General features: G+C 64.0%; 22 protein-coding genes and 1 pseudogene. 6 read left to right on the top strand and 17 right to left on the bottom strand.

Annotation, left to right across the window (positions count from 1 at the left end; genetic code table 11):
- Nucleotides 1-41 precede the first annotated feature (41 nt).
- From hpt to NE584_RS04950, 5 genes and pseudogenes are all read right to left on the bottom strand, one after another.
- The gene (gene hpt / locus NE584_RS04925) at nt 42-584 is read right to left on the bottom strand and encodes a hypoxanthine phosphoribosyltransferase (protein ID WP_050625406.1); all 543 of its coding nucleotides are present in this window, start codon (nt 582-584) and stop codon (nt 42-44) included.
- Nucleotides 585-623: 39 nt separating this feature from the next.
- Nucleotides 624-1,988, bottom strand: a pseudogene (tilS, locus tag NE584_RS19680) (tRNA lysidine(34) synthetase TilS); the annotation flags it as partial.
- Nucleotides 1,989-1,990: 2 nt separating this feature from the next.
- Entirely contained in the window at nt 1,991-3,346 is a 1,356-nt protein-coding gene (gene dnaB, locus NE584_RS04940) for a replicative DNA helicase (RefSeq protein WP_108980566.1), read from the bottom strand.
- Between the two features lie 137 nt (nt 3,347-3,483).
- Complete coding sequence (gene rplI, locus NE584_RS04945; RefSeq protein ID WP_050623471.1) at nt 3,484-3,930, bottom strand: 50S ribosomal protein L9; 447 nt, start codon at nt 3,928-3,930, stop codon at nt 3,484-3,486.
- 68 nt (nt 3,931-3,998) lie between these two features.
- Entirely contained in the window at nt 3,999-5,987 is a 1,989-nt protein-coding gene (locus NE584_RS04950; protein ID WP_256182040.1) for a DHH family phosphoesterase, read from the bottom strand.
- Nucleotides 5,988-6,358: 371 nt separating this feature from the next.
- Here NE584_RS04950 and NE584_RS04955 point away from each other — a divergent pair, with 371 nt between their 5' ends.
- The gene (locus NE584_RS04955) at nt 6,359-7,423 is read left to right on the top strand and encodes a branched-chain amino acid aminotransferase (RefSeq protein ID WP_256182041.1); all 1,065 of its coding nucleotides are present in this window, start codon (nt 6,359-6,361) and stop codon (nt 7,421-7,423) included.
- A gap of 81 nt (nt 7,424-7,504) precedes the next feature.
- Here the strand turns inward: NE584_RS04955 and murI are convergent, their stop codons facing one another.
- From murI to NE584_RS05015, 12 genes are all read right to left on the bottom strand, one after another.
- Nucleotides 7,505-8,320, bottom strand: coding sequence for a glutamate racemase (gene murI / locus NE584_RS04960; RefSeq protein ID WP_108980564.1), 816 nt, complete (start codon nt 8,318-8,320; stop codon nt 7,505-7,507).
- Nucleotides 8,321-8,387: 67 nt separating this feature from the next.
- Complete coding sequence (locus NE584_RS04965; protein ID WP_108980563.1) at nt 8,388-9,245, bottom strand: hypothetical protein; 858 nt, start codon at nt 9,243-9,245, stop codon at nt 8,388-8,390.
- Nucleotides 9,246-9,270: 25 nt separating this feature from the next.
- Nucleotides 9,271-10,578: a hypothetical protein gene (locus tag NE584_RS04970; protein ID WP_108980562.1), complete on the bottom strand. Its 1,308-nt coding sequence runs from the start codon at nt 10,576-10,578 to the stop codon at nt 9,271-9,273.
- Nucleotides 10,571-12,340 (bottom strand): ATP-binding protein, encoded by a 1,770-nt coding sequence (locus NE584_RS04975; protein WP_050623466.1) that lies wholly within the window; start codon nt 12,338-12,340, stop codon nt 10,571-10,573. Before NE584_RS04975 ends, NE584_RS04970 begins: the two co-directional genes overlap by 8 nt.
- A 369-nt stretch (nt 12,341-12,709) precedes the next feature.
- Nucleotides 12,710-13,414 carry a response regulator gene (locus NE584_RS04980; protein ID WP_108980561.1) on the bottom strand — a complete coding sequence of 235 codons (705 nt, stop codon included), beginning with the start codon at nt 13,412-13,414 and terminating at the stop codon, nt 12,710-12,712.
- 24 nt (nt 13,415-13,438) lie between these two features.
- Nucleotides 13,439-13,975 carry an NUDIX domain-containing protein gene (locus NE584_RS04985; RefSeq protein ID WP_256182043.1) on the bottom strand — a complete coding sequence of 179 codons (537 nt, stop codon included), beginning with the start codon at nt 13,973-13,975 and terminating at the stop codon, nt 13,439-13,441.
- Nucleotides 13,976-14,133: 158 nt separating this feature from the next.
- The gene (locus NE584_RS04990) at nt 14,134-14,571 is read right to left on the bottom strand and encodes a hypothetical protein (RefSeq protein WP_256182045.1); all 438 of its coding nucleotides are present in this window, start codon (nt 14,569-14,571) and stop codon (nt 14,134-14,136) included.
- A gap of 20 nt (nt 14,572-14,591) precedes the next feature.
- The gene (udp, locus tag NE584_RS04995) at nt 14,592-15,377 is read right to left on the bottom strand and encodes a uridine phosphorylase (protein ID WP_108980559.1); all 786 of its coding nucleotides are present in this window, start codon (nt 15,375-15,377) and stop codon (nt 14,592-14,594) included.
- Between the two features lie 301 nt (nt 15,378-15,678).
- Nucleotides 15,679-17,052 carry a sodium:alanine symporter family protein gene (locus NE584_RS05000; protein WP_256182046.1) on the bottom strand — a complete coding sequence of 458 codons (1,374 nt, stop codon included), beginning with the start codon at nt 17,050-17,052 and terminating at the stop codon, nt 15,679-15,681.
- Nucleotides 17,053-17,281: 229 nt separating this feature from the next.
- On the bottom strand, nt 17,282-17,626 hold the full coding sequence (locus NE584_RS05005) for a hypothetical protein (protein ID WP_108980557.1): 345 nt from the start codon (nt 17,624-17,626) through the stop codon (nt 17,282-17,284).
- On the bottom strand, nt 17,619-18,218 hold the full coding sequence (locus NE584_RS05010) for an HdeD family acid-resistance protein (RefSeq protein WP_050623459.1): 600 nt from the start codon (nt 18,216-18,218) through the stop codon (nt 17,619-17,621). The genes NE584_RS05005 and NE584_RS05010 overlap by 8 nt, the downstream gene beginning before the upstream one ends.
- 42 nt (nt 18,219-18,260) lie before the next feature.
- Nucleotides 18,261-19,850: an amidohydrolase gene (locus NE584_RS05015; protein WP_108980556.1), complete on the bottom strand. Its 1,590-nt coding sequence runs from the start codon at nt 19,848-19,850 to the stop codon at nt 18,261-18,263.
- A 368-nt stretch (nt 19,851-20,218) separates the two neighbouring features.
- On the opposite strand from NE584_RS05015, the gene NE584_RS05020 reads away from it, so the two are divergent.
- The 5 genes from NE584_RS05020 to NE584_RS05040 all read left to right on the top strand — a co-directional run bounded on the left by NE584_RS05020 (nt 20,219) and on the right by NE584_RS05040 (nt 25,467).
- Complete coding sequence (locus tag NE584_RS05020) at nt 20,219-21,445, top strand: ABC transporter substrate-binding protein (protein WP_108980555.1); 1,227 nt, start codon at nt 20,219-20,221, stop codon at nt 21,443-21,445.
- 191 nt (nt 21,446-21,636) lie between these two features.
- Entirely contained in the window at nt 21,637-22,545 is a 909-nt protein-coding gene (locus NE584_RS05025) for a branched-chain amino acid ABC transporter permease (RefSeq protein WP_050623456.1), read from the top strand.
- A gap of 15 nt (nt 22,546-22,560) precedes the next feature.
- On the top strand, nt 22,561-23,931 hold the full coding sequence (locus tag NE584_RS05030) for a branched-chain amino acid ABC transporter permease (RefSeq protein WP_050623455.1): 1,371 nt from the start codon (nt 22,561-22,563) through the stop codon (nt 23,929-23,931).
- The gene (locus tag NE584_RS05035; protein WP_050623454.1) at nt 23,928-24,782 is read left to right on the top strand and encodes an ABC transporter ATP-binding protein; all 855 of its coding nucleotides are present in this window, start codon (nt 23,928-23,930) and stop codon (nt 24,780-24,782) included. The genes NE584_RS05030 and NE584_RS05035 overlap by 4 nt, the downstream gene beginning before the upstream one ends.
- Nucleotides 24,769-25,467, top strand: coding sequence for an ABC transporter ATP-binding protein (locus NE584_RS05040; RefSeq protein ID WP_050623453.1), 699 nt, complete (start codon nt 24,769-24,771; stop codon nt 25,465-25,467). The genes NE584_RS05035 and NE584_RS05040 overlap by 14 nt, the downstream gene beginning before the upstream one ends.
- The last annotated feature ends 55 nt before the right edge of the window (nt 25,468-25,522 follow it).

A 25,522-nucleotide genomic window follows, 5' to 3' on the forward strand; every position in this document is an offset into this window, starting at 1 on the left:
CACAAATTTCAGGAGGCCGCCGCCCTCCAAGTCTCTCCGGCTCAGCCGCCGTAGACCTCCGGCTTCAGGATGCCGATGTAGGGCAGGTTCCGGTAATGCTCTGCGTAATCCAGCCCATAGCCCACCACAAAGGCGTCTGGAATGGTGAAGCCGGAGTAGTGGACCTCCACTGGCTTGACCCGGCGCTCCGGCTTGTCCAGCAGGGTACACAGCCGGATGGAGGCCGGGCTGCGCTGCTCTAGCACCTTCAGCAGATAGCTCAGGGTGTTTCCGCTGTCCAGGATATCCTCCACCACGATGATGTTCTTCCCCGTGATGTCGCTGGACAGGTCCTTGGTGATCTGCACCTGGCCGCTGGAGGAGGTCCCGCCGCCATAGGAGGACACCGCCATGAAGTCCACCGTACAGGGCAGATCGATGCGCCGGCACAGGTCCGCCATGAACACAAAGGAACCTCGGAGCACGCTGACCAGCATGATCTCCTGTCCGACGTAGTCCCGGTTGATCTCACCGGCGATCTCCTTCACCCGCTGGGCCAGCTGTTCCTCTGAAAACAGTATTTCCTGGATATCCTTTTCCAACATGAAATATTCTCCTTTTCTTTTCGCCGTAATATGCCAGCAGGGCTCCCCCAGGCGGGGCAGAAAGGCCGCGTCCGGCCCCAGCTCCGCCACCGCAGCCACCCTGCCGCCGCTGTCCAGCACAGGGACGGTATCCCGCAGGTGCCTGGGCAGCTTCTGGTCGATCATGATTTTTTTCACGGTTCGGCCCGGACGGCCCGGACGCTCCAGCCGGTCCCCGGTCCTCCGGGGACGGACGGTGAGCCCCTCTGCCCCAGCCAGCCAGAATTCCCGGCCCGACTGGGGCTCCCCTTGGTACACCGCTGCCGCGCAGGTCAGGGTCCACTCCCCCGTCCGCAGCTGCCCGGGCATGGGGAGGGATGCCTCCTCCAGTGCCGGGGGCGCAGTCTCCCGGGTGAGCACCAGCATCTCATACTCCCGTCGGGCGGTGATGCCCTCCGGCAGATCCAGCCGGGCAGAGGGGTCCCTCCCCCGGCACAGGGCCACCACCCCCCCCAGATGGGGGGCGGCCAGATCGGTATCTCCGTCCCGCAGGCGGGCCAGCAGCAGCCGGGCCGCCCGGGGCGCCAAGGCGTCAGGCAGATCCCCCACCGCTGCCGCGGGCAGGCGGAGGGTCCCCGCGCGGGGGAGGAGGTCCGCCACCGCCTTTTCCGCCAGGCCGGTGAGGTAGTCCTCGTCTGTCCGCAGCAGGGCTGCGGTCTCCGCCGTCCGTCTGGCGAAGCCGGGGCACATGTCCTCCAGCTCCGGCACCACCTGCCAGCGCAGGCGGTTGCGGGAAAAGGACTCGTCCCTGTTGGAGCTGTCCTCCACATGGGGCAGTCCGTAGAGGCGCAGATATTCCTCCACCTGGGCCCGTGTGGTGGTGAGCATGGGGCGGATCAGCCCCTCCCCCACCGGGCGGATGCCGGTCAGCCCCCGCAGGCCGCTGCCCCGGAGCAGGTGGAGCAGGATGGTCTCTCCATTGTCATCCGCGGTGTGGGCGGTGGCGATCAGGGCTCCGCCCAGCTCTGCCGCGGTCTCCCGGAGGAAGGCGTAACGCATCTCCCGGGCGGTCTCCTCCAGGCCTCGTCCCAGCTCTCCGGCCTGGGCAGCCACGTCGCCCCGGCCCACATAGAGGGGGACACCGGGCAGCTCATGTCCGTCCACCTGGGCGGGGCCGCACCACTGGGCGACGAAGCGGCGGACGAATGCTTCGTCCCGCCGGGATTCCTCCCCCCGCAGCTGATGGTTGTAGTGGGCGGCAGCCAGACGGAACCCCATCCGCTCCCGGAGCAGGTACAGCCGGTGCAGGAGATACACCGAGTCCGCCCCCCCAGAGCAGGCGCACAGCACCGTGCTCCCCGGCGGGATCATTCCGTAGGTCTCGATGAGGGCGTTCAGCCCATGGAACGGGCTGGAATGGGCCATGGTCAATACTCCTCATGGGTCCGGTCGATGGAGGAGAAGGTGGTGTACTCAGGCAGCCACTGGAGCTCCACCGTCCGGGTCTCCCCGTGCCGGTTTTTGGCGATGATGCACTCGGCCAGGTTGTGGTTTTCTGATTCTTTCTCGTAGTAGTCCTCCCGGTAGAGGAACATGACGATATCGGCGTCCTGCTCGATGGCCCCCGATTCCCGCAGATCTGAGAGCATGGGCCGCTTATTGGTCCGGCTCTCGTTGGCACGGGAGAGCTGAGACAGGCACAGCACCGGCACGTTCAGTTCCTTGGCCATGATCTTCAGGGCCCGAGAGATGTCGGAGACGATCTGCTGCCGGTTGTCGCCGCTGCGCTCCTTTCCGCCGGCGGAGGTCATCAGCTGGAGGTAGTCGATGACCACCAGCCCCAGGTCCTCCACCCGGCGGCATTTGGCGTTGATATCGGCCACCGACACCGTAGAGTCGTCGTCGATGAGGATCTTAGTGCGGTTCAGGGCGTCGGCGGCGGCGGCCACTTTCTCCCAGTCGCTCTCATTGAGCTTTCCGGTCACCAGCTTTTTGTTGTCCACAAAGGATTCGTTGGAGATCAGGCGCAGCACCAGCTGCTCCCGGCTCATCTCCAGGGAGAAAAAGGCCACGCTCTTCCCGGAGAACTTGCCCGCGTGGAGCAGGATGTTCAGCGCCATGGAGGTCTTTCCCATGCCGGGCCGGGCGGCCAGCAGGATCAGGTCGGACTTGTTCAGGCCGGAGATGGCCAGATCCAGGTCCCCCAGTCCGGTGGACAGGCCGGGCACCGCCGCATCGCTGGCGGCCAGCTCATTGAGCCGGTCATACACATCCAGCAGCACCGCGGAGATGGGTGTCAGTCCCCGGGCGGCCCGCCCCTGCCGGATGGCGTAGACCCGCTGCTCCGCCGCCTCCAGCACGTCCTGGCCGCTGTCTGTGCCCTGCTGGACCATAGCGGTCATGTCCCCCGCCGTCTCGGCGATGCGCCGCAGCAGGGTCTTGTCCTTGATGATGGCCACGTACTCCCCCACGTTGGCCGCAGTGGGCGTGGTGTCCATCAGCTGGAGGATGTAGTTGCGGGAGACATTCTCGTCGTAGACCCCGTTTTTCCGCATGTTCTCCAGCACCGTCACCGGGTCGATGGTGAGGGAGAAGTTGAACATGGAGTAAATGGTCTCGTAGATCTCCCGGTTCTGCCGGATATAGAAGTCCTCCGGCCGGAGCTGCTCGATCACATCCGGGACACAGCGGGGGTCGATGAGCATGGAGCCCAGCACGGCCTGCTCCGCCTCCACAGAATGGGGGAGCTGCTTAAGGAGCAGCTCTTCCTCTTCCAGCACCATATGAGACCACCTGCCTTCCAAATCAGGAATTCAAAATCGAGAGTTCGGGATTTTGGTGCCCGGAACCGCCGGACGGTGGGAGGGCCGCGCATCAACGCTCTGCACAGCGCCCCTCTCCTCACCCCTCACCGTCCTTCTCAGGCCTCCGCCACCATGACGTTTACCGTGCCGACCACCTCATAGCCCAGCTTGGCGCGGATCTGATAGCCGCCGCAGGCCTTGATGGGTTCGTCCAGAACCAGCTTGGTCTTGGCGATCTCCACCTGGTGCTGCTCGGCCAGGGCCTCGGAGATCTCCTTGGCCGTCACAGCGCCGAAGAGGCGCCCGCCCTCGCCGGCCTTGGCGGTGATCTTCACCATCAGTCCCTCCAACTGCTTGGCGGTGGCCTCGGCCTGCGCCTTCTCGGCGGCCTCCTGGGCCTTGCGTGCCTTCTCCTGCTGCTTCATGGTGTTGATATTGTCCGCCGTGGCAGAGACGGCCAGCTTCCGGGGCAGAAGGAAGTTGCGGGCGTATCCGTCGGAGACCTCCACCATCTGGCCCTTCTTGCCCTGGCCCTTGACATCCTGCTGTAAAATCACTTTCATGTTGTGTTCCTCCAAATACTATCAGTAATAATTTTAGGAAATATCTTATTTGGGAATGAGCGGCTCCCTCAGGAGTCCTCCTCCAGATAGCGGTCGATGGCCTGTGTCAGCTCCACGGCCACCTGTTCCAGCGTCTTGCCCGCCACCTGTCCGCCGGCGGCGGCGGCGTTGCCTCCGCCCCCCAGCTGCTCCAGGATGACCTGGACGTTGGTGTCTCCCATGGAGCGGCCTGAGATGATGATCTGCTCCCCGTCGGGAAAGAGCACAAAGGAGGTGCTGATCCCCACGATGTTCAGCAGCTCGTCCGCCGCCTGGGCCGCTGTCACCCGGCCCACCGTGTGGTCCACCACGGCAATGGCGATGTGGTCCCGGTACAGCTTCGCATTCTGGATGATATCGTATTTGGCGATGGTGCCGGACAGGTCGTTCTGGAACAGCCGCTTCACCTCCCCGGTGTCGGCGCCGGAGCGGCGCAGGAAAGCTGCCGCCTCAAAGGTGCGGCCGCCGGTGCGCATGGTGAAGTTTTTGGTATCCAGCACGATGCCCGCCAGCAGGGCCTCCGCCTCTGTGCGGAGCAGGTCGGTGGGCTCTGCGATGTACTGGAGCAGCTCGGTGACCAGCTCACAGGCGGAGGAGGCGTAGGGCTCGTGGTAGTTCAGCGCCGCTCCCTCGATATAGGTGGCCGCCCGCCGGTGGTGGTCGATGACCGCCACCCGGTTGCAGGACTCCAGCAGCTCCTGGGCTTGGACCTGCTCCGGGCGGTTGGTGTCCACCACCACCACCAGGGAGCGGCTGTCCGCCGCCACCAGGGCCTCCTGGGCACTGAGGAAATTCCCCCGGTACTCGGGCAGCTGGTCCAGCTTATCCAGGATGGGCTTGGAGGGATTGGTCCCCCCCTCCCGGATGATGTAGGCGGGGACTCCTTTTTTCCGGGCGATGGCGCACACGCCCACCGCGGCGCCGGTGGCGTCCATGTCGGGCATCTTGTGGCCCATGATGAACAGTTTGGAGGAGTCGGACACCAGGGCGGACAGGGCGTTTGCCATCACCCGGCTCTTCACCTTTGTGCGCTTCTCCGTCTCGGTGGAGTGGCCTCCATAAAACTCAAAGGTGAACTTGTTGCGGATGACCGCCTGGTCTCCCCCCCGGGAGAGGGCCATCTCAATGGACAGGTTAGCGTACTGCATCAGCTCCTGGAAGCTGCCGCCGTCCTTGCCGATGCCGATGGACAGGGTCGCCGCCAGGCCGCTGGAATTGACCACCTGGTGGATGGTGTCCAGGATGTCGAACTTCTGGTCCACGAACCGGGACAGGTACTGCTCCTCGAACAGGAGCAGGTAACGGTCCCGCTCCATTCTGCGGAGCATGCCCCCGGTGCCCGCCACCCAGGCATCCAGCCGGGCGTTGACCTCGGCGTAGATGGTGGATCGCTGGTTCTCCGTCTGGTTCTTCATCAGGTCCTCATAGTTGTCCAGCAGCAGCACCGCCATCACCGGGCGGCTCCCCCGGAACTGGTCCCGCACCTGGCAGAACTCGGTCACGTCCACCCAGTAGGTGGTGGCCAGGAAGCCCCCCTCCCGGCCCGAGGCCCGGACCAGGTGTCCGTACACCAGAAAGCGGCGGGGACCGAAGGTGACCTCGGTGGGGCACTCGTTTTTCCCCTCCATGAGCCAGCGGGTATCAAAATCCGGGATCACGCTGCTCAGCTTGGCGTCGAACAGGTGCTCCTTCCCCCCTGCCAGATGGAGAAAACGGTCATTGGTCCAGATGATGTCGTCGCTCTCCGGCCGGAAGATCACCATGGGCAGGGGGGAGTTTACCATGGTGTCCTTGGTGGCCACATCCATGTTCCCGGTGACGTTCTCGATGTACTTGGCTATCTCCCGCCGCCGCCGGCGGCTGTTCTCCCGGTAATACAGCCCCAGCAGGACCACCACCACGGCCTCCGCCGCCGCCAGATACAGGCTGAAAAAGGCGGATGCCGCGGCAAACAGGATCAGACAGACGAAATAGAGCTGAAAGCTTGGCTGAAGCATCTGCGTCATTTTTCGGTTCAAGATCCGTTCCTCCTCTTCGGGGCGGCCGTTCCTCCCCCTCCCGGGGGCGGGACCTCCTATCACAACAAAAAGGTCCGCCCGTCAGCAGGACCTTCTTCACGCCCCATTCCCGCGCCGTGCCGCCGTATCAGCGCGGTGATTGGTGATATTATATCAAACCCCCAGGGGAAAAACAATAGCAAACCGTCCAGGCGGGGCCATTCTCTGGGGAAATGGCGGAATTCTTTCCCTAAAAAGTTGGGCCGGCCCCACTTTTCCCACGATTACCCGTTGCGTCTGAAAAAAAAGGCTGATATAATATGGAAATACCAGAAAAGCCGTCCTCCAAACCAGGACCGCTCGATTTGAGTTTACTTTAGGAGGAAACCAAGATGCAAGAGATCAAGATCACCCGCGCCGAGCAGCGGAAGGAGAAGCCTGACTCCTCCAAGCTGGTCTTCGGCAAGTATATGACCGACCACATGTTTGTGGTGGACTATGACGAGGGTCAGGGCTGGCATGACGCCCGCATCGTCCCCTATGCCCCCCTCCAGATCGACCCAGCCGCCAAGGTCCTCCATTACGCCCAGGAGATCTTCGAGGGTCTGAAAGCCTACCGCACCGCAGACGGCTCCATCCAGCTGTTCCGCCCCATGGACAACGTGCGTCGGCTGAACCTGTCCTGCGAGCGCATTGCCCTGCCCGAGGTGCCTGAAGACCTGGCCCTGGCCGGTATCACTGAGCTGGTCAAGCTGGATCAGGAGTGGGTCCCCTATGAGAAGGACACCTCCCTGTATATCCGTCCCTTTGTCATTGGTCTGGACCCCGCCCTGGGCGTCCACACCTCCCACCACTGCCAGTATATCGTCATCGTCTGCCCTGTGGGCGCCTACTACCCCGAGGGACTGGCCCCCACCAAGATCTATATCGAGGACCAGGACGTCCGCGCCGTTCGGGGCGGCACCGGCATGGCCAAGACCGGCGGCAACTACGCCGCCTCCCTGCGGGCGGGCAACCGCGCCGAGCAGAAGGGTTACACCCAGGTCCTGTGGCTGGACGGCGTCCACCGCAAATATATTGAGGAAGTAGGCGCTATGAACGTCATGTTCAAGGTGAACGGCAAGATCCTCACCCCCGACCTGAACGGTTCCGTGCTGGACGGCATCACCCGCCGCTCCTGCATCCAGCTGCTGAAGGACTGGGGCTATGAGGTGGAGGAGCGCCGCATCTCCGCCGAGGAGCTCTTCCAGGCCGCCAAGGACGGAACCCTGGAGGAGGCCTGGGGCACCGGCACCGCTGCTGTGGTCTCCCCCATCGGCGAGCTGGCCGAGGGGGACGAGAAGGCCATCATCAACCACAATGAGATCGGCCCTGTCACCCAGAAGCTGTACGACACCCTCACCGGCATTCAGTGGGGCCGCGTTCCCGATCCCCACGGCTGGATCATGAAGCTGTAAGCAGATTTTTTAAACTCAAGGGCCGCCCCGGTGGGGCGGCCCTTGAGCCTTTTTTCTGACGCCGGCTCCGCCGGACTATTTTTACAGTTTCATGGGGGGATAGAACTGCACCGAGGTCACCGGGTCCAGTCCCACCTTCTCCGCCTTCATGGCGTACTCCTCCGCGCTGCCGGTGGTGAAGATGTCCAGCCGTCCGGGCTGAGGGCCGTCGTTCACCAAGCCGTCCCGCTCCAGATAGGCCAACACGTCCTTGGCCATCTGCTCCGCCGGGTCCAGCAGCCGCAGGCCCGGGAAGAGCCTGTGGATATTTTCCTCCACCAAGGGATAGTGGGTGCAGCCCAGCACACAGCATTCGATCTGCTCGTCCCGGACCAGTCCCTCCAGGTTCTTCTGTACATCTGCATCGATCAGCGCCTGTCCCTCCGGCCTGCCCACGTTTCGCTCCACCACGTTGGCCAGGTCAGGGCAGCCATGGCTGATGACCACCTTGTCCGGCGCTGCCTTGCCGATCAGATCCGGGTAGCAGTGAGTGGAGGCAGTGAAGCAGGTGGAGATGACTCCTACCTTATGGACATCCAAGTCCTTTACCGCGTCCGCACCCGCCTGGACTACGCTGAGCACCGGGCAGCTCATCTCATCCCGGTACTGATCAATGAGGCAGGAAATGGTGTTGCAGGCCACCAGCAGGGCCTTGACCCCCTTTTCTTCCATGAAGCGCAGCATGTAGCGGGTCATAGTGAGGATCTCCTCCGCGGTGTGGTTGCCATAGGGCGTGTTGGCCCCGTCCCCCAGATAGACCAGATTCTCCCGCGGGAGCAGCTTCTGCACCTTCCGGGCCACGCTGAAGCCGCCTATCCCCGAATCGATGATCCCAATGGGGCTTTCTTTGCTGAACATGATGATCTCCTTCTTTCTTTGTTGTCCCGCTCCGGCCCTTCCGGCCGGGCATGTCAGTGGTCTCGTTCTACTGCTCCGTCCGCTCTGTCTCTTCGGCGCCTGCCGCAGCCAGGCTCCCGTCCAAGGTGTTCAGCTCATATATCTCGGTGTCGGTGGTGATGTGCCAGACCGGGATCAGCGAGATGGGACCCCCCAGGGCGTTGGAGAGGGTATAGGCAATCTCGATCTCCCGGACCTCACTGCAGATGTCCATCCGCTCGCTCAGGCCCGCATAAAAGCGCATCAGCGCCGTCGTCGCCGTGATGGGCGTACCTGCTGTGGTCTGGGGCGTCCCGGTGAGACGCCGGCCCTCCTCGATCCGCTTCAGCTCGCCCCCCTCGTAGACCAAGGTCGCCCGACAGGGCAGCACCGGCACGCCGTTCCACAGCTGCCGCAGGGTGACGCTCCCGTCCTGGGCGTTGCCCGCGCTGCTCACCACCTCCCCCTGGAAGTGGAGCAGCTCCATGGTCTCCAGAGCATGCTCCGCCATCTCCGCCCCCTCTGGGACCGGGAAGGCGCCGCTCTGAAAGTCGGCCCAGAACTCCCCGCTGCTGTGGCACTGGAGCAGCCCCCGCTCCCCCTCATAGACATAGACCTCGCCGCTGCGTTCCTCCCGGGTCAGGCCATCCCCCAGCAGCGCTGCTGCCAGGGTCTGCTCTTCCTCCAGGTCCCGTTCCATGCCCATGGGCGGCAGCTCCGCAGACCTGGGCACGATGCGCTCGTCCACCTGGATGCCCCGCTCCGCCAGGAAGGAGACGGCCTGCTCCAGCGCCTTGTCCTGGAGCTGCCAGTCCCGGATCTCCCGCCAGCCCACAAAGGCCAGCAGGCACAGGTTGGTCACCAGCAGCATCAGGATGATGATATTTTTGATCTTGGGCCAGGCCACGGCTCTCCCTCCCCTCCGGTCTCTCTCACCGGGCGATCCAGCCGGCGGTGACCGTTCCGCCGCCGCTGTCCTGATATCCCAGCAGCAGCTCCCGGCCCTCCAGCCCCGCCGCCTCCATGGCGGCCATGGCCTGGAGCCGGGGCAGCACCAGCCCGCTCTCCGCCGTCTCCTCATAGCTTCTGGCCTGGAGGGTGATCTCCGCGATCTGTCCGTTCTGCACCAGGAACCGGGCCGCGCATCCCTCCTCGTACACCTGGACTGCCGCGCCGTCCAGACAGTAGCCGAACTCCACCGCCCAGCCCCCCGTGATCCGCTCCACATGGGTGAGCACCAGCCGGGCGGCCCCGCACTGGGTGCCCAGTGTCTCGGAGACCAGCACCCGGCAGGCCTCTACCGCTTCATAGCACCCCGTTCCGCCGGTGTCCGAGGCCACCGGATAACGGGATATCTCCCCCTCCGTAGTATGGTAGCGCACCGTGCCCTGGGCAGATACCCGCAGGGTGTCATACCCGTTGCGCACCACCAACTCTCCGTCGGTCCCCTGATAGGTGTAGCTGCTGCTGGCCGGGAAGTCCAGTGCCTCCAGCAGGCTGTTGAGGCCCTCCTCCCGGCTGAGGGGGTTGTAGACCTGATAGACCGCCGGCTGGGGTGTGCCCGGCATCAGCAGGGTGTAGGGAGACAGGAGGCTGTACCCCTCCTTCTCAAAGGCAAAACAGGCGCCGTTGTCCGACAGGCCGGAGACAGCGGACTCCAGCCGGCTGACGCTGATCACGTCCACCGGGCCGGCGTAAAACTGCCCGCTCTCCTCATCCTGGTAGTAGAGGAACACCTGTCCCCGGGAGGCGGCCAGTGCCAGCCGGCGCACGAACACCTCCCCCCCTGTGCTCTCCCCGGTGAGCCAGCCCGTCAGCACCGACAGGGGGACCCCCTCCATCAGGTCGAAGTACAGGCTGGGCGGGGAGGTCAGGGCGGTGCGCCACTCCCACTGGCTGACGGGGCTCATCTCTCCCCCGTCGCTCAGCGCCTCCACCAGCAGATTGGCCACCTGCTGGAATAGGGCGTCGGTGCTCTGCTGGTCATACTGTGCCCCATAGCGGATGGTGGTCTCTCCGCTCCTGCCCACTGCCGCCATCCGTACCGGGCGGACCATCTCCATCTGGCCGGGGGCCTGGGTCTGGCCCTGCCCCTCCTGGGGCGTGTCCGCCAGCAGATCTCCCAAGCTCCCGGTGCGCTGGACCCTGGTAGTCAGCCACACCGCTGAGCAGGCCAGCAGGACGATCAGCACGTCCTTGCCCAGCTCCAGCAGGCGGGCGTGCTTGCTCTTTCTATTCATGGTCCGGCCCCTCTATCTTCAGCTCCATCCGCACCGCCAGTCCCGGGCCCTCCTTGTCGGCCAGCTCCAGCACGCCCTGGTGCCGGTCGATGATCTCCTTGGCGATGGACAGGCCCAGTCCGGTCCCGCCCGACTGGCGGGACCGGGCCTTGTCCACCCGATAAAACCGCTCGAAGATGCGGGGCCGGTCCTCCGGCGGGATGCCGATGCCGTTGTCATCCACCAACATCCACACCCGGTCCCCCCGCCGTCCGGCGGAGATGACGATGCGCCCTCCGTCCGGCGTGTACTTGATGGAGTTGGACACGATGTTCATCATCACTTGGACCACTCGCTCCCGGTCGGCCACGATCTCGGGCAGCTCCGGCTCGATCTTCAGCTCAAGGGCATGGCTGTGGCGCTGGGCCTCCATATAGACCGCGTTATACAGGTCATGGAGCACCGCAGAAAAGGAGAACTGGGTCAGCTTCAAATCGGTGCGCCCCGAGTCGAACCGGGACAGGGTGAGCAGGTCCTGCACGATGTGGGTCATGCGGTCGCTCTCGTTGAGGATGACTCCCAGGAACTTCTTCTCCATGGCTGGGGGCAGGTCTCCGGCGCTGTCCACCAGCGTTTCGGCATAGCTGCGGATGTTGGTGAGGGGGGTGCGCAGCTCGTGGGACACGTTGGCCACGAACTCCCGGCGCATCTCCTCGTTCTTCCGCTGCTCGGTGACGTCGTGGATGACCACCAGTACGCCCCCCTGCCGGTCCCGGTCGAAGGGAGCCATCAGCAGCTGGAGGAATCGCTCCTCAACCGTCTGCTCCTCCTGGAGGTAGTCGGGCACCGCCAGCACCCGCTCCAGAGAGACCAGGCCGCCGAACAGCTCCCCGAAGGTGGTGTCCGTCCCGATGGGCCGGTGGAGCATCTCCTCCGCGGAGGGATTGAAGTGGATGACCTCTCCAGTCCGGGAGAAGGCCACCACGCCGTCCGTCATGTGGAGAAAGAGGGTGTTGAGCTTGTTGCGCTCGTTCTCCACCTGGCGGATGGTGTCCTGGAGCTGACCCGCCATATCGTTGAAGGTGTCGGTGAGCACGCCGATCTCGTCCCGGGAGGCCACCTCGATCTTATGGGCGAAGTCCCCCTCTGCCACCCGCATGGCTCCCTCCGTCAGCCGCTGGATGGGAGTGATCATGGTCTTGGAGAGGAGGAAGGACAGCAGCACTGAGATCACCAGACCGAACAGCAGCGCCTCCATGATCAGCAGGAAGAGCTGGTTGTTCAGGTTGGACACGGTGGCCTTGTTGTCCAGGATATAGATGATATAGTCGCTGCCGCCCCGCTGGATGGGGATGGCCACATCCATGTAATCGGCGGCCGCGTTGCTCTCGTCTCCCACCTGGCCGGACTCGATAGCCGTCATCAGGTTCCCGGTGTAGGACAAGCCGGAGGCGCCGCTCTCACCGTTGGAGCTGGCCAGCACTGAGGTCCCCTCCCCGTCCAGGATGTAGAAATTGCGGTTGCGGGTATCCACGCCCAGCTGGCCGGCATAGGCATTCAGCACCGTCTTCAGCGCCCCTGCCCCGTCGGTCTCCCCATCCGCAGCGGTGCGCAGGTCGGAGACGATCTCCTGGTCTCCGAACACTGTGCTCATCTGGCTGTAAAAGTCCTGGATGTAAAAGGCCACCACAGAGTTGATGAGGAAAGCCCCCACCACCGTCATCAGCGACAGGATGAGCAGCACCATCAGCATCACCAGCTTCATGTGCAGGCTGCGCAGCATCGGGGCACCTCCTCTCTTCTCTCTCCGTCCCTCTGTCTCAGGGGGGCGGGCTCTGTTCCATCCGCCTGCCGGTCACAGGCACCACACCTCGGCGCCCTGGGAAATGGCCTCTGCGGCACCCTGGGCGGTCTCCGGCTCAGCCGCCGAAGCAGTGCCCCATCCCCCGCTTTGTCACTACGAATTTAGGACTGGCGGGGTCAGTTTCCCGCAGGACTCGTCCTGCGGGAGCCCTTTTCTTTTTTCTGATCTCCAGGACGAATGGATCGTCCCGGAGAGGACCCTCCGCTCCCGCTCCGGGTCCGCGCCGGACCACCGGCGTCCCCCCTGCGGCGGGTCCCCGAGGACGTCCCCGCCCTCGGCCCCTCCGGCTCAGCCGCCGAAGTAGTACCCCATCCCCCGCTTTGTCACCACGAATTTAGGACTGGCGGGGTCGTCCTCGATCTTCTCTCTCAGGCGGCGGACGGCCACGTCCACCGCCCGCACATCGCCCACATAGCCTTCATAGTCCCACACATGCTCCATCAGGGCCTCCCGTGAAAACACCTTGCCCGGCTGGGCCGCCAGGAAACGGATCAGATCGTACTCCCGCTGAGACAGCTGAAGGGGCTGCCCGTCCTTGAGCACCGCCATCTGGTCCGTGTCCACTGTCACCCGGCCCAGCTCCATCCGGTTGGCGGAGGCTGCCGCCCCCTTCCCAGCGGGCACCATGCTCATACGGCGGATATTGGCTTTCACCCGGGCCAGCAGCTCCCGCATGGAGAATGGCTTTGTGATGTAGTCGTCCGCCCCCAGCTCCAGGCCCAGGACCTTGTCGGTCTCCTCCTCCCGGGCGGTGAGCATGATAATAGGGGTTGAGGAGCCGCTCTCCCGCACCTGGCGGCACACCTCAAAGCCGTCCATCCCGGGCAGCATCAGGTCCAGCAGGATCAGGTCCGGGTCCTGCTCCAGCGCCAGTTGGAGCCCAGTGGGGCCGTCGTAGGCCTCCAGGGTGTCATACCCCTCCCGGCTCAGGTTGAAGGACAAAATATCCACGATGTTCTGCTCATCCTCTACGATCAGGATGCTCTTTCCCACAGAAATCCCTCCTTGTCGTCCATATCAGCGGCCCAGCAGAGTCTTGACCTTCAGCACGGTGGCCACTGTCTTCGCGTCTGTGATCTCCCCGGACATGACCTGCTCCACCAATGTGTCAAAGGGCATGGTCACCACATCCAGAAACTCGTCCTCGTCCAAGTGCTGCCGGGCGCGGGTCAGGTCCCGCGCCAGATACATGTGCAGCGCCTCGTCGCAGAATCCAGGTGAGGCATAGATATGGCCCAGATAGGTCAGTTCCCCCGCCTCCAGGCCGGTCTCCTCGCTCAGCTCCCGAAGGGCGGCGGGGCGGTGGTCCTCCCCCGGGTCCAGCTTGCCGGCGGGCAGCTCCAGCAGCAGACCGTGGAGCGGATAGCGGTACTGCCGCACCAGCGCCACGTTGTCCGCCTCATCCAATGCCAAAACGGCCACGCCCCCTGGGTGGAGCACCACCTCCCGCTGGGCGGTCCCCCCGTCCGGCAGGCCGGCGGTATCCAGCAGGACCGTGATGATCCGGCCCTGGAACATCGTTTTGCTTTCAATGGTGCGCTCTGTCAGGTCCATTTTCCGCTCCCTCCCCGGCGCGTCCCATTTGGGGCGGCCTGCTTCAAATTCAGGGCCATTATACCACGCTTTTCCCCGTTTGCCAACTAAAAGCGGTCAGCCGGAAAAAAGCCCCGGCCGCCTGACGGCCGGGGCCCGCCGGTGGCAGGCGCCACCGGCTACCGGTCCCGCCTCCCTCTCTGCCAGAGCAGCAGCTCCGCCCCGAAGAGGATGGTCACCGCTCCCGCCAGGAGCCAGCTGTACCGGTCCGGTTCCATGTGGGGGAGCACCCCCGCGGCGCACAGGGCCAGAAAGCCCCACCACACCGCCAGCATCACAGCGGCGGCCGCCAGCTCCTCCTTCTCTGCCTGCCACCAGTGCGCTCCGGCGGGGATCGCCTGGCCGCGTCCCCGGCTCTCCCACCACGTCTTCCCCCACAGGATGGCTAGTTCCGCGGTCAGCAAGCCCAGCCCTACCCAGAGGATCCCGGGCACCTCCCGGTCTGGGAGGATGCCCCAGGCGCACAGGACCAGCAGCAGCCAGCCCCCGCCGAGCCACAGTCCCACCCGGATCAGGCCGTGCCGGGTAATCTCCTTCTGTCTCTTCTCCTGCTCCATGGGGCTCCTCCCTCTTCTGTCTAGCGGCCTTCTCCGGCCCGGCTCTGGGCGTCCTGGCGGATCAGCAGCTTCAGCGCCTCCACCCCTACGTCGATGGCCAGCGCGGTGTCGTGGGACTCCTGCTGGTCCAGCCCCGCCTGCTCCCGCTCCTGATTCCAGATCACGTGGAACACAGAGCCGCACCGCACTCCCCGGGCCGCTGCCACGGTGAACAGAGCCGCAGACTCCATCTCTGAGGCCAGCACCCCCAGCCGCTTCCATGCCTCCCACTTCGCCTCCAGCTCCCCAGATACCGGCATCCGGGCGGGGTCGTGCTGTCCGTAAAAGGAGTCCTTGCACTGGACCACCCCCGCGTGCCAGGGCTTCCCCAGCGCCTGGCAGGCCTGCACCAGCGCGCCGGCCACCTGGAAATCAGGGACAGCGGGGTACTCGATGGGGGCGTACTCCCGGCTGGTCCCCTCCATTCGCACCGCGCCGGTGGCCACCACCACGTCTCCGCTGCGGACATCCAGGCGGATGCCGCCGCAGGTACCCACCCGGACAAAGGTGTGGGTCCCCAGGTTGGCCAGCTCCTCCATGGCAATGGCGGCGGAGGGGCCGCCGATGCCGGTGGAGACCACGCTCACCTTCTCCCCCAGCAGGGAGCCGGTCCAGGTCTCAAACTCCCGATTGGTGCGCACATGGACCGCCCCCTCCAGCCGCTGGGCAATGGAGCGGCATCTGCCCGGATCACCCGGCAGGACACAGTAGCCCCCCACATCCCCCGGACCGCACTGGATATGAAATTGTAGTGCTCTCTCCTGCATGATCTGGCCTTCCTTTCCCCGCCTCAGGCGGACCTCCGTTTTTCTTTCTATATTATATCGGTTCCACCCCACAGACGCAAGCGTCCATCCGCCGGTTTTCTTTTGCCGCCTGTACCCCTTGCAGGGGAATGGCTCACCCCTCTGCGGAAAAAGGCACTCCGTCCGAAAACAGGGATGGCTCCTGGCGCCCCTGCGGTGCCAGCTCCACAGCAAAAGCCCCCGCCTGCTCTGGGGCAGGCGGGGGCCGCGGGCTTTTCCAGCATCCGGCCGGTGCTTCAAAATACCAGGTCTCTCCCGGAAGTCAGTGCTTTTTGAAATAGTCGTTGGTGCTGCGAATGATCACATTGGACAGCAGCAGCAGGCCAATGAGGTTAGGGATGGCCATCATGCCGTTCAGGGTGTCGGAGATATCCCACATCAGGGTGCCGTTTCCGGTGGCACCTACGATGCACACCAGAACAAAGACCACCTTAAAGACCCACACCACCGCTTTATTGTTGTTGGACAGATAGGCCCAGCACCGCTCACCGTAGTAGCTCCAGCCCAGGATGGTGGACAGGGCAAAGAAAAGCAGGCTGATCTGAATGATGGTCCCGCCGATGGTCCCGGGCAGGATGGCATTGAAGGCGGCCACCGCCGCCGCGCCGTTGGTGGCGTAGCTGTCCAGCCCCACGTCCAGCACACCGGATAGAATGACGGCCAGGGAGGTCAGCGTGCAGATGACGATGGTGTCGATGAACACCTCAAACACGCCCCACATCCCCTGCTCCACCGGCTCCTGGGTCTCGGAGGCCGCATGGGCCATGGGGGCGGAGCCAAGGCCCGCCTCGTTGGAGAATACGCCCCGGGCAAATCCTTGGCGCATAGCCACCATAATGGCATAGCCGAATACGCCGCCCCCCACCGCCTCAAAGCTGAAGGCGCTGGTGAAGATGGAGGCCAGGGCCGCCGGCACTTGGTCGATCCGCAGCAGGATCACCGCCAGCCCCGCCCCAATGTAAAAGATGGCCATGAAGGGCACCATGTAGGAGGTCACCCGGCCGATTCGCTGGACTCCGCCCAGCACCACAATGCCTACCACCACCGCCAGGAGCACGCCGGTGGTCAGGCCGCTCATCCCGAACAGCCCCTCCATCGCCCCGGCGATCTCGCTGCTCTGGGAGATGTTCCCGATCCCGAAGCAGGCGAAGCCCGCCACCAGTGAAAACAGCACCGCCAGCCACTTCATGCCCAGGCCCTTTTCGATGTAATACATGGGCCCGCCGTAGTGGACCCCGTTCTCGTCAACCTGCCGGTACTTCAGGGCCAGTACGATCTCCGCAAATTTGGTGAACATCCCAAAGAAAGCCGCGAACCACATCCAGAACACCGCCCCCGGCCCTCCGGCGAAGATAGCCCCGGTGACACCGGCGATGTTGCCAGTGCCCACGGTGCCGGCCAGAGCAGTGGTCACTGCCTGAAAGGGGGTGAGGTTCTTGGCATCCTTGTCCCGCTTCTCCCGCCTGCGAAACAGTGAGCCCACCGTATTGCGCATGATATACCCAAATTTTGCGGCCTGGATGCACCCGGTGCGGGCGGTGAGGTAGACGCCCGTGCCCACCAGGAGCAGCAGCATCACCGGCCCCCACACGAAGTTGTTGACGGCCGAGTTGATCTTGGTGATGATTTCAATCATGGTTTCCCTTCCTTTCCTGTTTCTGGGAGCGTCCGGCCCGGCCAGGGTAAAAAAAGAGCGCGGTCCGAGGCAGCCGCGCTCTATTGATCTCCGGAACTCTCCCCGCGGGGCCTCCCATCCTTCTCCGCCCCGCTCTTTTGAAAGGAATTATAAGGGTTCCCGCCCCAAAATGCAAGAAAAATTTTTTATCCTTCATTTTTTCTGTCCAGGGCAGAACTCTGCCGCTCCCTTACAGCAGGACGAAGGTCACGCCGTTGTTGTGCCGCTCCAGGTCCCGGTCCCTCCGCAGGGTGGGACAGCGCTGAAAGGCGGCCAGGGTGTCGGAGTCAAAGATGGAGAAGGACTCTCCGGGGATGTAGCCCCAGATCTCTCCCCCCGCCTTCATCCGATCCAGGCGCCGCCTGGCTTCCACCCGGATGCGCCCTCCCGCGCCGGAGGAGCCGTAGCCGTGGATAAGCTTCACCGCGGAGCACCCCAGGCCGGGGCTGCGGCGCAGCTCAAAGAGCATCTGACGGATAGCCTGCTCGGCCCGGGGCATGCCCCGCTCCAGGTCCACCTCCCGCAGGTCATTCATCCAAGTCCCGCCCCCTTGTCTCGATGATGTCCCCATTCAGATCCCGCTCCAGGTCCCGCACCATCCGGCTCAGCCGGTGGATGATCCACAGGTCGCTGAGCCCGTCGTAGATCAGCACCAGGCCGATCAGGGTCACCAGGGCGGCGAAGGTGCCGAAGGGGTTGATGAGGATCAGCGCCCCCAGGGCCAGGGTCAGGGCGGAGAGGGCCAGGTCCAGCCACCACCGAGCCGCTCCCTGGCGCATCAGGGAGACCGAGCTCTGGACATCCAGCACGCCGTGGAAGATGACCACAGCGCCGAACACATACTGCACCAGGGCGATCACCGAGTCGGAGCTGGTCATCAGCCAGATCCCCAGGCCGGAGAGCACCACGCCGGGGATCAGGGTGAAGGCCGATATGCCCCCCTCCCGCCTGCGGACCAGCCAGCCCAGGATATACACAAGGCCGCAGATCAGCAGGGCCGCCCCCAGCAGGGTGCACATCAGCCGCACAGACCGGTCGGGCCACACCACCAGCACCGCCCCCAGCACCATGGTGATCAAAGCCACGATGACGCTGCTGCGCCGCTGTTCCTGCAAGATGGTTTTCATAATAGTCAGGCACCTCTTTCTTTATTTTGCGCCCCCAGGGCTTCAACCCTCCCGGCGGTAGATCAGCCGGCCATCCTTCCAGGTGGCCAGCACGGGGATGTCCCGCAGGCTCATGGGGTCCGCAGTGAGCGGGTCCCGCTCCAGCAGCACCAGGTCCGCCCGCTTCCCCTCCCGCAGGCTACCCTTCTCCCCCTCCTCAAAATACTGCCAGGCCGCCCGGATGGTCACTGCGGCTAGGGCCTCCACCACGGGGATCTTCTGCTCCGGCCCCAGCACCGCGCCGGAGCGAGTCAGCCGGTTCACTCCGCACCACACCGTCTCCAGCATGTCTGGCGGGAGCACCGGGGTGTCCTGGTGGAAGGTGAAGGGGATGTCCCGCTCCAGGGCCGCCCCGGCGGGGCTGATCCGGGCCGCCCGCTCCGCCCCAAAGTTTTTCACATGCACGTCTCCCCAGTGGTACACATGAGCCGCGAAGAAGGAGGGCACCACCCCCAGCTCCTTCACCTTGTCCAGCTGGTCCAGATCCAGCAGCTGGGCATGGATCATCACCGGCCGCTCCAGATGTGCCTCCCGTTCCCGCTCCAGCTGCTCCAGCACGGACAAGTACTGCCCTGCCGCCGCGTCGCCGTTGCAGTGTGCCAGCAGCTGCATCCCCTGGTCCAGGGCCAGGGCCATCCGGTCATACACCTGCCGGTCGGTGAGGACCGGGTAGCCCCGGTCCTGGGGTCCGCCTCCCAGATAGGGGGTGCGCATCCAGGCGGTGCGTCCCTGAGGCGAGCCGTCCAGAAATATCTTATACCCCCCCAGCTTGAAATGGCCGCTGTACGCCCGGATATGGCCGGAGAACGCCTCCGCCGCCTGTCCGTCGGCATCAGCGTAGCCCACCACGTCCAGCCAGAGCAGGTCCCGCTCCAGCAGCTGGCGGTAGAGGGGGATGAGCTGGTCCGGCATCATCCCCTCCTGTACTGTGGCCACGCCGTAGGAGGCATAGCTCCTCTGGGCCTTGTCATAAGCCGCCAGCAGGTCTTCTGTGTCTGGCAAGGGCACCCGCTTCTGGAGCTGCAGGAATGCGTTCTCCTCCATATATCCGGTGAGCTTCCCGTCAGGGCCCCTCTCCATCCTCCCGCCCGGCGGGCACGGGGTCTCCTCATTTACCCCCAGCCGCTCCAGTGCCAAGGTGTTAAAGACCCCCACGTGTCCTGAGCGGTGCTGGATCATCACCGGATGGCCCGGACAGGCCGCGTCCAGCAGCTGGCGGGCGGGATGCCTCCCCTCCGCCAGCTCATTGTGGTCGTAGCCCTCTCCCCGGACCCATTCTCCCGGGGCCAGGCCCTCCCTTGCCGCGAAGGCGGACAGCCGCCGCCCCAGCTCCTCCCAGCTGGCGCACTCCTCCAGGCCGGCCTGGAGGAAGGTGTTGGCATAGGCGGTCAGGTGGCTGTGGGCGTCCACAAAGGCAGGGAGCAGGGCCCGCCCCTTCAGGTCCACCCGGCGCACAGTCCCTTCCGCTCGTTCCTCCGCGCCGTGCAGACTGCCGGCGTAGAGGATCCGCTCCCCCTCTGTCAGCAGCGCCTGGACATAGAGCTCCCGCTCCATCGTGACGATAGGCCCTCCAAAATACAGTGTCTGAGACATAAATGACCTCCCTGAGCCGCCCCGGGCGGCACGCTGTGCTGCCTCTAGTATGGCGGTCCGGCTGCTTTTTATGGGGCATCCGGGTCCCGCGCCCCGCTTTTCCTTTCCTCGTTTTTTATTGTATCACACCCCTCCCCGGAGAACAAGCGGATGGGCCGTATTTCTCACCGCCCGACAGCCTCCCGTTAATGCGTTTCCCTGAGCCTGTCCCCTTTCTGCAATTTTTTCTGATCCATTTTGCATTTTGTATTGCTTTTTTCCGTCTGGCAAGGTATAATTCCTTTATATCCGCGCACAAGTGTTTTTGTTGCACAGACATTTCAGTGCGGTGAATCACTTGAATCCAACTGAAAAAAGGAGTATCGAAGATGAAAAAGTTTCTTGCCTGCGTGCTCTCCGCCTCTATGATGCTGGGCCTGCTGGCCGGCTGTGCCGGCGCCGGTTCCAGCAGCGGCAATGCCCCCGCCGGCAGCGGTGCCGCCGTCTCCACCCCGGCTGTCTCCGGGGACAATGTCCTCAAGATCGGCGTGTTCGAGCCCTCCACCGGCGACTCCGCCTCCGGCGGCAAGAAGGAGATGCTGGGCATGCAGTACGCCAACTCTGAGACCCCCACCGTCACTGTGGGCGGCCAGGAGTATCAGATCCAGCTGGTCTACGCCGACAACGGCTCCTCCACTGACAAGGCCCTGACCGCCGCCACCCAGCTGGTGAGCGAGGGCGTTTCTCTGGTGCTGGGCTCCTACGGCTCCGGCGTGTCCATCGCCGCAGGCCCCACCTTCGGCAACGCGGGGCTGCCTGCCATCGGCGTCACCTGCACCAACCCCATGGTCACCGCCGGCAATGACTACTATTTCCGCATCTGCTTCCTGGACCCCTTCCAGGGCACCGTCCTGGCCAACTTCGCCATGGAGAAGTTCCAGGCCAAGACCGCCTATCTGTTGGGCGAGGCGGGCAATGAGTATGACCAGGGCCTGATCAACTTCTTTGAGCAGGCCTTCACCGCCGCCGGCGGCAAAGTCATCAAGGACGCCTTCCCCACCAACAACTCCGACTTCAACTCCTATCTGAACAAGGCCAAGGCCGAGGGGGCCGACGTCATCTTCACCCCAGTCTCCATCGCCTACGCCACCCAGATCATTTCCCAGGCCGCCTCTCTGGGCATCGACATCCCCTTCCTGGGCTCCGACACCCTGGACGACAACATGGTGCTGGAGGCCGCCAAGGGCACCGACGTGCAGCTGTATGTGTCCACCTTCTATCAGGAGGGCGGCAACCCCGAGTTTGACGCGGGCATCAAGGAGTACATCAACACCGCCTCCGGCGCTCTGGAGGCCAACGGCGGAAACGACACCGTCGCCGCGGTGTCCGCCATGGGCTATGACGCATACTATGTGGCTCTGGAGGCCATCAAGGCCGCCGACTCCGTGGACCCCGCCGCCATCAAGGCCGCGCTGTGGGATGTGGAGCATGACGGTGTTTCCGGCCACATCGCCTTTGACGACGAAAACGGCGACGCCGTCCGTGACACCGCCTACATCAAGCACTCCACCAACGACGGCGCCTGGGAGCTGGAGACCCAGCAGACCGTTCAGTGAGCGCCGCTCTCTGACTGATACCGCTTTCCGGTACGGCGGGGGCCTCCAGGTCCCCGCCGTACCGGACTGGGCCGCCTCAAAAGGAGGCAGTCCCGCCTCTTTTTGAGACAGTCCAGACCTGTCCCACAGAGACCGTTCCGCCGCCTCTCCAGGCCCTGCGGCCTGAAAAACAGCAAATGGGAGGAACCCCTATGGAATTTTTTGTCTCCACCCTGCTCTTCGGCATCTCGGTGGGGGGACAGTACGCCCTGATCGCCATTGGCTACACCATGGTGTACGGCATCCTCCGCCTCATCAACTTCGCCCACGGCGACGTGTTCATGGTGGCCGGCCTGCTGGGCATCTACCTCAGCAGCTTTCTCTCCGCCTACCTGCCCCCCGCCGCCGTCATCCCCGTCAGCCTGCTGCTGGTTCTGGCGCTGACGGTGGCCCTGGGCTTCTGTATCGAGCGGGCAGCCTATAAGCCCCTGCGCTCCGCTCCCCGGATGAGCGTAATGATCTCGGCCATCGGGGTGAGCTACCTGCTCCAGAACTCGGCCACCTACATCACCGGCGGCCAGCCCATGACCTACCCCTCCATTCCCTTCCTGTCGGACACCATCTCCCTGGCGGGGACCTCCATCAAGTGGGTGGTCATCCTCACCCCCTTCCTGGTGGCCGCCCTGGTGCTGGTGCTCACCCAGCTCATCAACCATACCAAGGTGGGCATGGCCATGCGGGCTGTGGCCAAGGATTTCGAGACCAGCCAGCTCATGGGCATCAAGATCAACTCGGTGATCTCCGTCACCTTCGTCATCGGCTCCGCCCTGGCTGCGGTGGGCTCCATGCTCTACTTCACCACCTACCCCGCCATTGTCCCCACTGCGGGTGCCATGCCCGGCCTGAAGGCCTTCGTGGCCGCGGTGTTCGGCGGCATCGGCTCCATTCCAGGAGCGGTGATCGGGGCCTTTCTCATCGGCATCTGTGAGAACTTTGTGAAGATCATGCCCTTTGACGGCGCCACCACCTTCGTGGACGCCTTTACCTTCGCCCTGCTCATCATCATCCTGGTCTTCAAACCCACCGGCCTCTTCGGGGAAAAGGCCACCGACAAGGTGTAAGGAGGGAATGACGACATGATCCAAGACAGAAAAAGCAAAAAGGGCGCCGCGGCGGGGCTGATCTTCGCCGCTGTGGTGCTGGTGCTGGTGGTCCTGCTGGAGAACCTGAGCAGCCTGCTGCCCAGCGTCCCCGCCGTCCTTCAGCCCACCAGCCAGCTGTTCACTGTACTGAAAAAGGGGGCGGTCTACTCCCTGGTGGCCGTGTCCATGAACCTGCTCAACGGCTTCACCGGCCTGTTCTCCCTGGGGCAGGCGGGCTTCATGCTGCTGGGCGCCTATACCTACGCCATCCTCACCGTCCCCGTCTCTGCCAAAGATTCGGTGTACTACCTGTACGGGGGCTCGGCGGTGCCCTTCTCCCTGCCTGACCTGTTCGGCGGGGTGGACACCCCCGCGGGCCTGATCCTGGGGGTGCTGCTGGCCATCCTGCTGGGCGGATGCGTGGCCGCCCTCTTTGCCTGGCTCATCGGCCTGCCTGTGCTGCGTCTGAAGAGCGACTACCTGGCCATTGCCACCCTGGGCTTTGCAGAGATCATCCGGGCGGTGTTCCAGTGGCAGGCCCTTGGGCCCGTCACCAACGGCGCCAATATGATCACTCAGATCCCCTCCTTCAACAACTTCAACCTCACCGACGGGAGCGGGAAGGTGTTCCTCCGCCTGTCCACCTTCTTCCCCTTCCTCATCGCGATTCTCTGCATTATCGTCATCGTGATGCTCATCAACTCCTCCTACGGCCGGGCTTTCAAGGCCATCCGGGAGGACGAGATCGCCGCCGAAGCCATGGGCATCAACCTGGCCAAGCACAAGATGCTCTCCTTCTGCATCTCTTCCTTCTTCGCCGGAGTGGGGGGCGCCCTGTTTGCCATGTTCGTCAACAACGCCCAGGCCAAGGTGTACACCTCCACCATGACCTATGAGATCCTGCTCATCGTGGTCATCGGCGGCATCGGCTCCATCTCCGGCTCCTGCCTGGCCACCTTCCTGTATGTGGCCTGCGCCGAGTGGTGGCTGCGCTTTCTGGACAGCCCCATGACCTTCACCTCCGTTACCGACACCCGGCGCATCCTCTTCATCCTGGTCTTCGCCGCCCTGGTCATCGGCGGGGCCCTCCTGCTGATCCGCCGGGAGCGCCGCACCACCAAAAAGGTTTGGAAGGAGCTGCTGGTTTCCCTGGCGGCCCTGGCCCTGCTGGTCTGGCTGGCTTTCTTCATCATCAGCGGCTCCCTCACCGTTCCCCTGCTGCGCACCGGCTTCCGTATGGTGGTCTTCTCGGTCATCATCATGATCGTGGTCCTCTTCTTCCGCCGGGGCATAATGGGGGACAAGGAATTCTCTGACATTCTGTTTGCCCGCCGCAAGGCGTCCGGAAAGGGGGCGGTGAAATGAGCCAAGTGGAAAATGTCCTCCGGCTGGAGCACGTCACCATGCAGTTCGGCGGCGTGGTGGCGGTGAACGACCTGTCCCTGGAGGTGAACCAAGGGGAGATCGTGGCTCTGATCGGCCCCAACGGCGCCGGCAAGACCACTGCCTTCAACTGCATCACCGGAGTGTATGAGCCCACCAACGGGCGGATCTCCTTTCTGGGAGAACCCATAGTGGAAAACCACCCCCAAGGCAGAATGCAGAAGCTCTATCAGGGGGAGAACCAGGGTATGTTTTCCCAGGTCCTCTCCCCCACCCCGGACCGGATCACCCAGAAGGGCATCGCCCGTACCTTTCAGAACATCCGCCTGTTCTCGGCCCTGACGGTATTTGAAAACGTGCTCATCGCCAAGCACATGCGTGCCAGGCAGAACGTGTTTTCGGCCGCCTTCCGCCTCAACAGGGCGGAGGAGAAGCGGATGCGGGAGGAGGCCATGTCCCTGCTGGAGGAGCAGAACCTGGCCCACCTGAAGGACGAGGTGGCCGGCTCCCTGCCCTATGGCCTCCAGCGCCATCTGGAGATCGCCCGGGCCCTGGCCACTGCCCCCAAGCTCCTGCTCCTGGACGAGCCGGCCGCCGGCATGAACCCCCAGGAGACCCAGGAGCTCACCGATTTCATCCACAAGATCCGGGATGAGTACGACCTGTCCATCCTGATGATCGAGCACCACATGGACCTGGTCATGCGGATCTCCGACCGCATTTACGTCCTGGACTTCGGCAAGCAGATCGCCCAGGGCACACCGGCGGAGGTCCAGAACGATCCTCGGGTCATCGAGGCATATTTGGGGGTGGCAGACGATGCTGAAGATTGATGAACTGAAGGTGAGCTATGGCGGTATCGAGGCCGTGAAGGGCATCACCTTTGAAGTGCCCGAGCGGCAGATCGTCACCCTGATCGGCGCCAACGGAGCAGGCAAGTCCACCACCCTGCGCACCATCGCCGGGCTGGTAAAGCCCGCCCACGGCCGCATCCATCTCCAGGGGGAGGACATCACCGGTCTGTCCCCCGACCGCATCGTCTCCAAGGGGGTCACCCTGGTCCCCGAGGGACGCCGGGTGTTTCCCGACCTGTCGGTGGTGGAGAATCTGAAGATCGGGGCCTATCTGCGGAAGGACGACCTGGAAGACGACCTGAACTGGGTGTACGATCTGTTTCCCCGGCTGAAGGAGCGCTCCTGGCAGGCGGCGGGCACCCTGTCCGGCGGTGAGCAGCAGATGCTGGCCGTGGCCCGGGCCCTCATGTCCCGGCCGAAGATCATCATGATGGATGAGCCCTCCCTGGGACTGGCCCCCCTGGTGGTCAAGGGGATCTTTGAGATCATCCAGGAGATCAATAAGCAGGGGGTCACCGTGCTGCTCATCGAGCAGAACGCCAACATGGCCCTGAAGATCGCGGACCTGGGCTATGTGCTGGAGACCGGCCGCATCACCCTTACCGGCTCCGGCCGGGATCTGCTGAAAAACGAGGACGTGAAGAAGGCCTATCTGGGCACCTGAGAGCCCAGTCTCTATCCAAATCGTAAAGCAGGGGCAGGACAATACATTTTGTATT

The organism is Clostridium sp. DFI.5.61 (assembly GCF_024462915.1).
GTDB lineage: Bacteria > Bacillota > Clostridia > Oscillospirales > Oscillospiraceae > Lawsonibacter > Lawsonibacter asaccharolyticus.

Excerpts from the sequence above, each read along its gene's own strand:
- NE584_RS05030 (WP_050623455.1), top strand. The coding sequence starts at position 22,561 with ATGATCCAAGACAGAAAAAGCAAAAAGGGCGCCGCGGCGGGGCTGATC.
- rplI (WP_050623471.1), bottom strand. The coding sequence starts at position 3,930 with ATGAAAGTGATTTTACAGCAGGATGTCAAGGGCCAGGGCAAGAAGGGC.
- NE584_RS05005 (WP_108980557.1), bottom strand. The coding sequence starts at position 17,626 with ATGAATGACCTGCGGGAGGTGGACCTGGAGCGGGGCATGCCCCGGGCC.
- NE584_RS04975 (WP_050623466.1), bottom strand. The coding sequence starts at position 12,340 with ATGCTGCGCAGCCTGCACATGAAGCTGGTGATGCTGATGGTGCTGCTC.
- NE584_RS05000 (WP_256182046.1), bottom strand. The coding sequence starts at position 17,052 with ATGATTGAAATCATCACCAAGATCAACTCGGCCGTCAACAACTTCGTG.
- NE584_RS05035 (WP_050623454.1), top strand. The coding sequence starts at position 23,928 with ATGAGCCAAGTGGAAAATGTCCTCCGGCTGGAGCACGTCACCATGCAG.
- NE584_RS05020 (WP_108980555.1), top strand. The coding sequence starts at position 20,219 with ATGAAAAAGTTTCTTGCCTGCGTGCTCTCCGCCTCTATGATGCTGGGC.
- NE584_RS04985 (WP_256182043.1), bottom strand. The coding sequence starts at position 13,975 with ATGGACCTGACAGAGCGCACCATTGAAAGCAAAACGATGTTCCAGGGC.
- NE584_RS05015 (WP_108980556.1), bottom strand. The coding sequence starts at position 19,850 with ATGTCTCAGACACTGTATTTTGGAGGGCCTATCGTCACGATGGAGCGG.
- NE584_RS05025 (WP_050623456.1), top strand. The coding sequence starts at position 21,637 with ATGGAATTTTTTGTCTCCACCCTGCTCTTCGGCATCTCGGTGGGGGGA.
- NE584_RS04990 (WP_256182045.1), bottom strand. The coding sequence starts at position 14,571 with ATGGAGCAGGAGAAGAGACAGAAGGAGATTACCCGGCACGGCCTGATC.
- murI (WP_108980564.1), bottom strand. The coding sequence starts at position 8,320 with ATGTTCAGCAAAGAAAGCCCCATTGGGATCATCGATTCGGGGATAGGC.
- NE584_RS05040 (WP_050623453.1), top strand. The coding sequence starts at position 24,769 with ATGCTGAAGATTGATGAACTGAAGGTGAGCTATGGCGGTATCGAGGCC.
- dnaB (WP_108980566.1), bottom strand. The coding sequence starts at position 3,346 with ATGGTGCTGGAAGAGGAAGAGCTGCTCCTTAAGCAGCTCCCCCATTCT.
- NE584_RS04970 (WP_108980562.1), bottom strand. The coding sequence starts at position 10,578 with ATGAATAGAAAGAGCAAGCACGCCCGCCTGCTGGAGCTGGGCAAGGAC.
- hpt (WP_050625406.1), bottom strand. The coding sequence starts at position 584 with ATGTTGGAAAAGGATATCCAGGAAATACTGTTTTCAGAGGAACAGCTG.
- udp (WP_108980559.1), bottom strand. The coding sequence starts at position 15,377 with ATGCAGGAGAGAGCACTACAATTTCATATCCAGTGCGGTCCGGGGGAT.
- NE584_RS05010 (WP_050623459.1), bottom strand. The coding sequence starts at position 18,218 with ATGAAAACCATCTTGCAGGAACAGCGGCGCAGCAGCGTCATCGTGGCT.
- NE584_RS04955 (WP_256182041.1), top strand. The coding sequence starts at position 6,359 with ATGCAAGAGATCAAGATCACCCGCGCCGAGCAGCGGAAGGAGAAGCCT.